This window comes from Kluyvera genomosp. 2 (genome assembly GCF_036759865.1).
GTDB lineage: Bacteria > Pseudomonadota > Gammaproteobacteria > Enterobacterales > Enterobacteriaceae > Kluyvera > Kluyvera ascorbata_B.
The window spans coordinates 115,942-124,378 of sequence record NZ_JAPKIA010000018.1 but is presented as its reverse complement, the minus strand read 5'-3'; the positions used below and the strand labels follow the sequence as shown (position 1 = coordinate 124,378).

The window sequence follows — 8,437 nt, the reverse complement described above, 5'->3', positions numbered from 1 at the left end:
GCGCTCCGGATGAATATGATGATCTCATATCAGGAACTTGTTCGCACCTTCCCTAATACATTTTACGGATGCAGGAAATGTCACACTAAAATATCAAACACTTATAAAAAACCACCATTGAAATAAATAATAGGCTATTAATTTCAATCACATATAACGAAAAAAAATATCACAACTGCTTTATCACAATATACAAACCACCATAATTAAATTTCTTTACAGAAAATTCTTACTAAAACGACATTAAAATCAAAGAAAGCTTTTTTCCAGCACATTACGTTATAACCCTAACCAGAATTTTATTTACCTGGCCTTATGTGTATAGGCTCTGGAATACTATCAACGCCCACACAAATGTATTAGTGACTTTGTCTGGTGTTGACGGTGCGGTCATAGAGCTATGTCGTGCAAAAACTCTATGCGCCATGAGCAAACGGAAGTGTTCAAGCCAAATAAAAGGAGTTCGTTATGGCGGATATAACCGGAATAATAAAAGCGATTATTGGGCAGGCCTTCGCTATTTCACCAGACGGAAGTCGTCGTTTACTGGTGGAAGGAGACAAAATCGTTGCCGGTGAACAAATTGAAACAGGCCCTGATGGCGCAGTCACCATTGGCCTGGCAAACGGCAAGAACCTGGACCTGGGACGCGATACGCTCTGGGACAGCACGCTTATCGCCCCTGCCGCCACACCTCAAGCCCCCCCAACCGATATTGCTGCTATACAGCAGGCTATTGCCGACGGTCAGGACCCGACCGAAACGCTGGAAGCAACCGCGGCGGGCCCACAAACCGTCGTCGAGAGCGGCGGTGAGCCCGGCGTCGGCGGCGCACATACGCACGTCATTCTCGATCTTACAGGTGAAAGAATCGATCCCAGCGCAGGCTACCCAACGGAAGGGCTAACCTTCCCAGACACCGATATTGTGGAAGAACTCACTCTGCTTAATCCAGATGAGAACATAGATACCGAGAGTGATGCAGATGCAGATGCAGATGCAGACGCGGACGCCGATGCCGATGCCGATGCAGACGCCGATGCAGACGCGGATGCCGATGCAGACGCTGATGCGGATGCAGACGCCGATGCGGACGCCGATGCGGATGCCGACGCCGATGCGGACGCCGATGCGGATGCCGACGCGGATGCTGATGCCGATGCGGATGCGGACGCTGATGCCGATGCCGATGCGGACGCTGATGCCGACGCCGATGCCGATGCGGACGCTGATGCCGATGCGGACGCTGATGCTGACGCCGATGCCGATGCAGACGCTGATGCCGATGCCGACGCTGATGCCGATGCCGATGCCGATGCAGACGCCGATGCCGATGCAGACGCCGATGCAGACGCGGATGCCGATGCAGACGCGGATGCCGATGCAGACGCGGATGCCGATGCAGACGCTGATGCCGATGCGGACGCCGATGCGGATGCTGACGCCGATGCAGACGCCGATGCCGATGCCGATGCAGACGCCGATGCGGATGCCGACGCGGATGCTGATGCCGACGCGGATGCTGATGCCGATGCCGATGCCGATGCAGACGCTGATGCCGATGCCGATGCAGACGCCGATGCAGACGCTGATGCCGATGCAGACGCCGATGCCGATGCCGATGCAGACGCTGATGCCGATGCGGACGCCGATGCAGACGCCGATCAGATTAAGATCTCAGTCTCCGTCACGCCAGGTGGAAAATCAGAAAACCCGGGTGAACCGGCAGAAGATAAGGTTTTTCAGGTCAACGGCGGTGCTTCTGACCCGAGCGGCCTGGGATTCGATGTGGTTGATGGGAAAATCGTTGCTATTGGCGACAACGTCCGCGTGTGGATAACCCCAGGTGATGATATTCCTGAGTGCGCGGACCCCGCCAAACAAATCATGTACTACGACGGGAATAACACCAGCGCCAAAGGTGGTGATAAATACAGTGATGTGTTCGTGATTCATGAGGGCAGCGGTTACGAAAAAAATGGCAATATCGAAACCGTTAACAAAGTTCAGGGCAACAAGATAAACGCCGACTCGGGATATAAAGATTATATTTTCCTGCAGGGCGCAGGCGACGACTACAAGATGAGCGCGACCGACCCCAATACCGGTCGCATTAACGAACTCACGGCTATCAATGTACTGAACGCCGAAGGGAAGCCGATCCTCGGGACCTGTAACTTTATTGAAGGGGTTATTTACGGCGACGGTCTGTCCGAACACCCAGGCGACACGACGGCGACCTGGAACCTCACGCTCAATTTCGATATCCAACTGGAAAGCACCAGCGGCGATCATATCCTCACTCAAATCACCCTGACGGGAATTCCTGAAGGGGCCGATTTTAAAGGGACCGGTCTGGCGGACTATAGCTACAAAGATGGCGTTTATACCCTGATCTTTGACGCGGAAACCACGCATTATACGGGAAAAATGACCATTACCCTGCCGGATGGAGAGCACATCATTGGCGATATCGTGATGGAAGTGGGCACCACCGCGGGCGAACATACCTTTGACGATATCAACAGCGAAGCGTCATTCAGCGAAAGCGTGGAATATACCTTCGCGGATAACGCCGACGGCCCGGAATCGGCGCTCACCGAACTGTCAGACGGGCTCGGGGATGAAAGCGCCATGATGGCGATGGTCGACACGCATCCTGATATCGACGATAACGATCTCCATGAGCAAAACATCACGGCCAATGCCACGGATAATACGGCGCGGGATACCGCAGAGGATACTGCGGCAGAAAATATTGATAACCCCTTAGTCGAAGGCGGCACGCTTGCCCTCGACAGCGTCGACTATGAACAACACGCCGTCATTGTTGGCGAAAATAGTCATTCAGGGGAAAACCCCCTTGATACGCTGTTGGAAGATATCGATAGCGGGACGCATCATGAAACGGAAATAGCCAATGAGGAAAGTAGCCTGAATAACGATGACGCTGAAGTAGAATCTAAAGCCACCATTATTAGTCAGGATGAACCTTTGTCATTCAGTGATATCATTAGCGACGATCAAAATAAGGATCTCTCCAGCCTCATTCAAACCACGGAGAATCCAGAAATAAACGACGTACAGAATAGCGTTATACCGGTTCCGGCAGAGGGCGGCGGCGCGGAAGGCGGACAAAACTGGGCTCCCAATGAAAGCGCTCAGTTAGACGATCTCATCGCTAAATCAGAGATCGAGCCCTGAAATATCACGCCATGAGGCGATCGTTGCACTCATGGCATCTTCATCGATTTTACGTTTTGTCTAATGACATTGCCTCTGGCGGATGACCACGAGTCAGGGAAATGAAGGAAAGAAAAGGACGACATTATGAATAAACATATTAGGGTATTAGCGGGCATCTCTCTGCCATTATTGTTTGCTAACGGCGTGAGCGCGGCAACGCTTGAACAAGCGGTCAAAGACAGCCTGCTGTGGCATCCGCAGGTGAGTGCGTCGGTTAACAGCCGCTATTCGGCCGATCAGGATCTACGGGCGGCAAAGGGCGGCTACCTGCCGACGTTGGACATGTCTGCCGGTACCGGCTGGGAACAGACCGACAATGCGTCAACGCGTGCGGCTGACGACCACCGTCGTAACCTACACCGCAGCGAGTCGAGCATCAATCTGCGCCAGAACGTGTTCAACGGTTTTGCCACCTCAAGCGAAGTGGCTCGCCAGAGGGCTACCGTCAACTCGCGCGCGTTCTCGGTCATGAACACCAGCGAAGTGACTGCGCTGGATGCTATCCAAAGCTATCTTGACGTACTGATGCGCCAGAAGATGGTGCAGTTGGCGCAGGATAACCTGAAAAGCCACGAGCGTATTTTCGATCAGATTCGTTTACGCACCGAGCAAGGCGTAGGCCGTACCGCCGACTATGAACAGGCGCAGGCGCGTCTGGCGCAGGCGAAAAACAACCTGCTGACAGAGCAAACTAACCTGCAAGATGCGCAGGCTAACTACTACAGCGTCGTCGGCAAAGAAGCCAGCGGGCTGTCGATGCCGATGGCAACCAAACTGCCGGGATCGCAGGCCGAAGCGCGTAAGCAGATGCTGGAAAACAGCCCGCTGCTGAAGCAGGCGGACTCAGACGTTGAGGCCACTCGCCAGCAGTACGAAGCGGCCAAATCCCGCTTCTACCCGAGCGTAGATATCGACGTGGGGCGCCGCATGGATAACAACACTGACGGTACCCGCGGCCACGATCAGGAGTGGCAGGCGATGGTGCGTATGAATTACAACCTGTTTAACGGCGGCAGCGATAAAGCTCAGCTGTCATCTTACGCGTATAAAATGCAGGAAGCGCAGGACGTGAAGCGTAACGCCCTCCGCCAGTTGGATGAAGAGCTGCGTTTGTCGTGGAACGCCTGGCAGAACGCCAAACAGCAGGTACCGATCGCCAAAGATTATGCCGATCGCAGCGCCGTGGTGCGCACCGCCTACCAGGAACAGTTCAGCATCGGCGAGCGTAGCCTGCTGGATATGCTGGACAGCGAAAACGAAGTATTTAACGCCCAGCGCCGCTATGTCGAGATGCAGTTTACGGAGATGTTCACCACCTACCGCATCAACGCACGCATCGGCGATCTGTTAAAACAGCTGAATATTCAGGCACCGTCTGCCGCGCAGCCGGTCGAGGTACAGCAAACCGCACACAGCAACTTACCTGACCTGAAGTAACAGATTTTGGGCCTACGGGCTATCTCATCACAAGATGAGATAGCCCCTTATATTCTTTATCCTTAGCGATTTTTCGCTGGTATATAAGGTCTGACTATGGCGTCTTATACTGATCCACTTGAGCAAGCAACTCCTTCCACTGATGACACCATCAGACTCGACCCGCGCCAAAACCATGACGATCCCCTGCTCGATTCGCTGATGATTGTCTGCAAACTGCATAACGTCATCACTAGCCGCAACGTGCTAACCAGCGGGTTACCTCTGGAAGCGCACCGGCTCACCTTAAGCGCATTTCCGCGTGCCGCGCAGCGAGCGGGGCTAAAAGCGCGCGTACTACAGCGGCCGCTGGAGAACATCACCGCCCTCTCGCTGCCGGCCATCGTGCTGCTGAAAAATGAGCAGGCGGCGGTGCTGATCGGCTGGGATGAACAAAACCGGGCGCGGCTGCTGTCCACCGAAACGGAAGGCGGTGAAATCCTGCTGGCGCGTGAAGCGCTGGCGGAAAACTACAGCGGCAAAACCATTTTTATTCAGCCGGGGCATGAGTTCGACCGCCAGCCAACGGCAACCATCCCTCGCACGCGGTCGTGGTTTAAAGACACGTTAAAACTGTCGAAATTCCTCTATCTTGATTCTATCGTTGCCAGTTTTATCATCAACGTGATCGCGATAGCTACACCGCTTTTCGTGATGAACGTCTACGACCGCGTGGTGCCCAATCAGGCCACCGCCACCCTCTGGGTGCTGGCGATCGGTATCTCAATTGCGTTCATCTTTGACCTTATCCTGAAGATATTACGCGGCATCTGCCTCGATCTGGCCGGGAAAAAGACCGATCTTATCGTCTCAGCGGCGCTGTTTGAACGCCTGCTTGGGATGAAAATGAAAGAACGCCCCCAGCGGGTCGGTGGCTTTACGCAGCACTTCCAGGAGTATCAGTCGGTTCGTGATTTTCTCTCCTCGCTGACCCTGACGGCGCTGATCGACTTCCCATTTACCTTACTGATTTTTCTGGTGATCGGCATTATTGGCGGCCCGCTCGCCCTGGTACCGCTGCTCTGCTACCCGATTGCACTACTGGTTAACTGGATGATTCAGCGCCCGCTGCTGACGCAGGTGCAGAAAACCTACCGCCTCTCTACCGAACGCCAGGCCATGCTGGTTGAAACCATTACCGGGCTGGATGCCATCAAGGTCAACAACGCGCAAAGCGAGCGCCAGTATCAGTGGGAACAGATCATCGGCCAGCTCAGTAAGCTTGAGCTGCGGGTAAAATCACTGTCCTACGTGGCGGTCAACTTTACCGCCTGGATCCAGCAAATCAGCGGCGTTACGCTGATTGTCGCCGGGGTGTACAGCATTATCGCCGGTAACCTCAGCATGGGCGGCCTGATTGCCTGCTACCTGCTCAACCGCCGCGCGATGATGCCGATCGGCCACCTCTGCGGCCTGATTACCCGCTACCAGCGCGCCAAAATGACCAAAGCCACCATCGATAAGATGATGGATCTTGAGCAGGAAGTGCAGGAAGACGAAGTGCCGCTGAAGCGCGAAACGCTCTCCGGCGCCATCGAATTCCGCGACGTCAGCTTCCGCTACCCGCAAAACCAGTACCTGTCGCTGAACGGTATTTCGTTAAAAATCGAGCCCGGGGAAAAGGTCGGGATCATCGGCCGCAGCGGTTCCGGAAAAAGTTCGCTGGCGAAGCTGCTGGTAGGTTTCTACCAGCCGGACGGCGGCACCATCCTGATCGACGGTATCGACGCCCGTCAGCTCGACGTTAACGATGTGCGCCACAACGTGGGCTATGCGCCGCAGGACATTCATCTGTTCAGCGGCACGCTGCGCGACAACTTGCTCAGCGGCGCCAGCTACGTGGACGAAGAAACCATGCTGCGCGCGGCCACGCTGGCGGGTGTGCACGAATTCGCCCGCCGCCATCCTTCAGGCTACAACATGCAGGTCGGCGAGCGCGGGATGAACCTCTCAGGCGGCCAACGCCAGGCCGTGACCCTGGCGCGCGCGCTGCTGCTCGACCCGCCGGTGCTGCTGATGGATGAGCCGACCAGTTCGATGGATAACACCAGTGAAGACCTGATCAAGAAGGCGCTGACGCCGGTGGTCCGCAATAAAACGCTGCTGCTGGTTACCCACCGCGCCTCGCTGCTGACGCTGGTTGACCGTCTGATCATCCTCGATAACGGCAAAATTATCGCCGATGGTCCGAAAGAAAGCGTGATGAACGCACTGAAGAAAGGACAAATTCATGCGCAACGCTAACCGACTTAACCGCCTGATGAAGTGGCTTTTTGGCGACAAAAATACCGCAACGCTCACCGCCAACGAGGTGAATAAAGCACTGCTCGACGATTCCCCGCGCGTGGTGCGTATCACCCTGTGGGCAATTCTCGGCTTCTTTATCGTCATGATTACCTGGGCGTCGCTGGCCGACATTGATGAAGTGACGCGCGGCGACGGCAAGGCAATTCCCTCTTCTCGTCTGCAAAAAATCCAGAACCTGGAGGGCGGGATTGTCGCCGAGGTGTTCGTTCATGAAGGGGAAGTGGTACAGGCCGGCGCGCCGCTGCTGCGCCTGGATGACACCCGTTTTCGCTCCAACGCGGGCGAATCGGAGGCCGACCGCCTGGCGCTGGAGGCGCGTATTCAGCGCCTGACCGCGCAGCTGGATAATAAAGAAACCCTGACCCTATCGCCGGATATTCTCGAAAAATCGCCGGATATCGCTAACGGGGAAATGGAGTTGTTCGCCAGCGTCAACAAGCGCATTCAGAGCGAGCTGTCCGGGCTGAACGAGCAATTGGTGCAGAAGAAACAGGAACTGCTGGACTACCAGGCCAAAGGCTCGCAGTACCGCCGCAGTCTGGGCCTGCTGCAGCAGGAAATCAGCATGTCGGAACCGCTGGTCGCCAAGGGCGCGATTTCTAAAGTTGAAGTGCTGCGTCTGCGCCGGTCCGAGGTGGAAACACGCGGCCAGCTTGAGTCCGTCACGCTGGCGGTCCCGAGGGCCGAGGCAGCGATTAAAGAGATTGAGAGCAAAATCGGCGAGACGCGCGGCCGCTATCGCAGCGAAGCGCTGTCGCAGCTCAACGAGGCGCGTACCGATCTCAGTAAAATCGAAGCCTCCGGCAAAGCGATTGAAGACCGGGTCAACCGTACGCTCGTCACCTCACCGGTGCGCGGCATCGTGCAGCAGCTAATGGTTAACACCATTGGCGGCGTGATTCAGCCGGGTAACGATCTGGTGGAAATTGTCCCGCTGGACGATACGCTGCTGGTTGAGGCGAAAATCCGCCCGCAGGACATCGCGTTTCTGCGCCCGGGTCAGGAAGCCATCGTAAAATTCACCGCCTACGACTACACCATCTACGGCGGCCTGAAGGCCAGGCTGGAACAAATCAGCCCCGATACGGTGACCGATAAAGACGGTAAGAGCTTCTATGTCATTCGTCTGCGCACGGACAAAAACCACCTCGGCAGCGACGAAAAGCCGCTGATCATTATTCCGGGGATGGTGGCGTCGGTGGATATCATTACCGGTAAGAAAACCATTCTCGCCTATCTGCTCAAACCGATTCTACGCGCACGGGCCGAAGCGTTTCGCGAACGCTAAGCATAAAAAAACCCGGCACCATAAGTCTGATGCGGGTCAGTTAAGGCGTTGAAGTCAGGAGCAGGCACGGTAGGCCGGATAAGGCGTTTACGCCGCCATCCGGCAATCCGTGCGCAGTGT

General features: G+C 55.4%; 4 protein-coding genes. All 4 read left to right on the top strand.

Annotated elements, in window-relative coordinates:
• Nucleotides 1–468: 468 nt before the first annotated feature.
• The 4 genes from V6942_RS18940 (at nucleotide 469) to V6942_RS18925 (ending at nucleotide 8,317) form a co-directional block, all read left to right on the top strand.
• Nucleotides 469–3,204: a retention module-containing protein gene (locus V6942_RS18940; protein ID WP_333501660.1), complete on the top strand. Its 2,736-nt coding sequence runs from the start codon at nucleotides 469–471 to the stop codon at nucleotides 3,202–3,204.
• 126 nt (nucleotides 3,205–3,330) lie between these two features.
• Entirely contained in the window at nucleotides 3,331–4,683 is a 1,353-nt protein-coding gene (locus tag V6942_RS18935) for a TolC family outer membrane protein (protein WP_106928454.1), read from the top strand.
• Nucleotides 4,684–4,779: 96 nt separating this feature from the next.
• Nucleotides 4,780–6,966: a type I secretion system permease/ATPase gene (locus tag V6942_RS18930; protein ID WP_106928456.1), complete on the top strand. Its 2,187-nt coding sequence runs from the start codon at nucleotides 4,780–4,782 to the stop codon at nucleotides 6,964–6,966.
• On the top strand, nucleotides 6,953–8,317 hold the full coding sequence (locus V6942_RS18925; RefSeq protein WP_106928458.1) for an HlyD family type I secretion periplasmic adaptor subunit: 1,365 nt from the start codon (nucleotides 6,953–6,955) through the stop codon (nucleotides 8,315–8,317). The genes V6942_RS18930 and V6942_RS18925 overlap by 14 nt, the downstream gene beginning before the upstream one ends.
• Nucleotides 8,318–8,437: the final 120 nt, after the last annotated feature.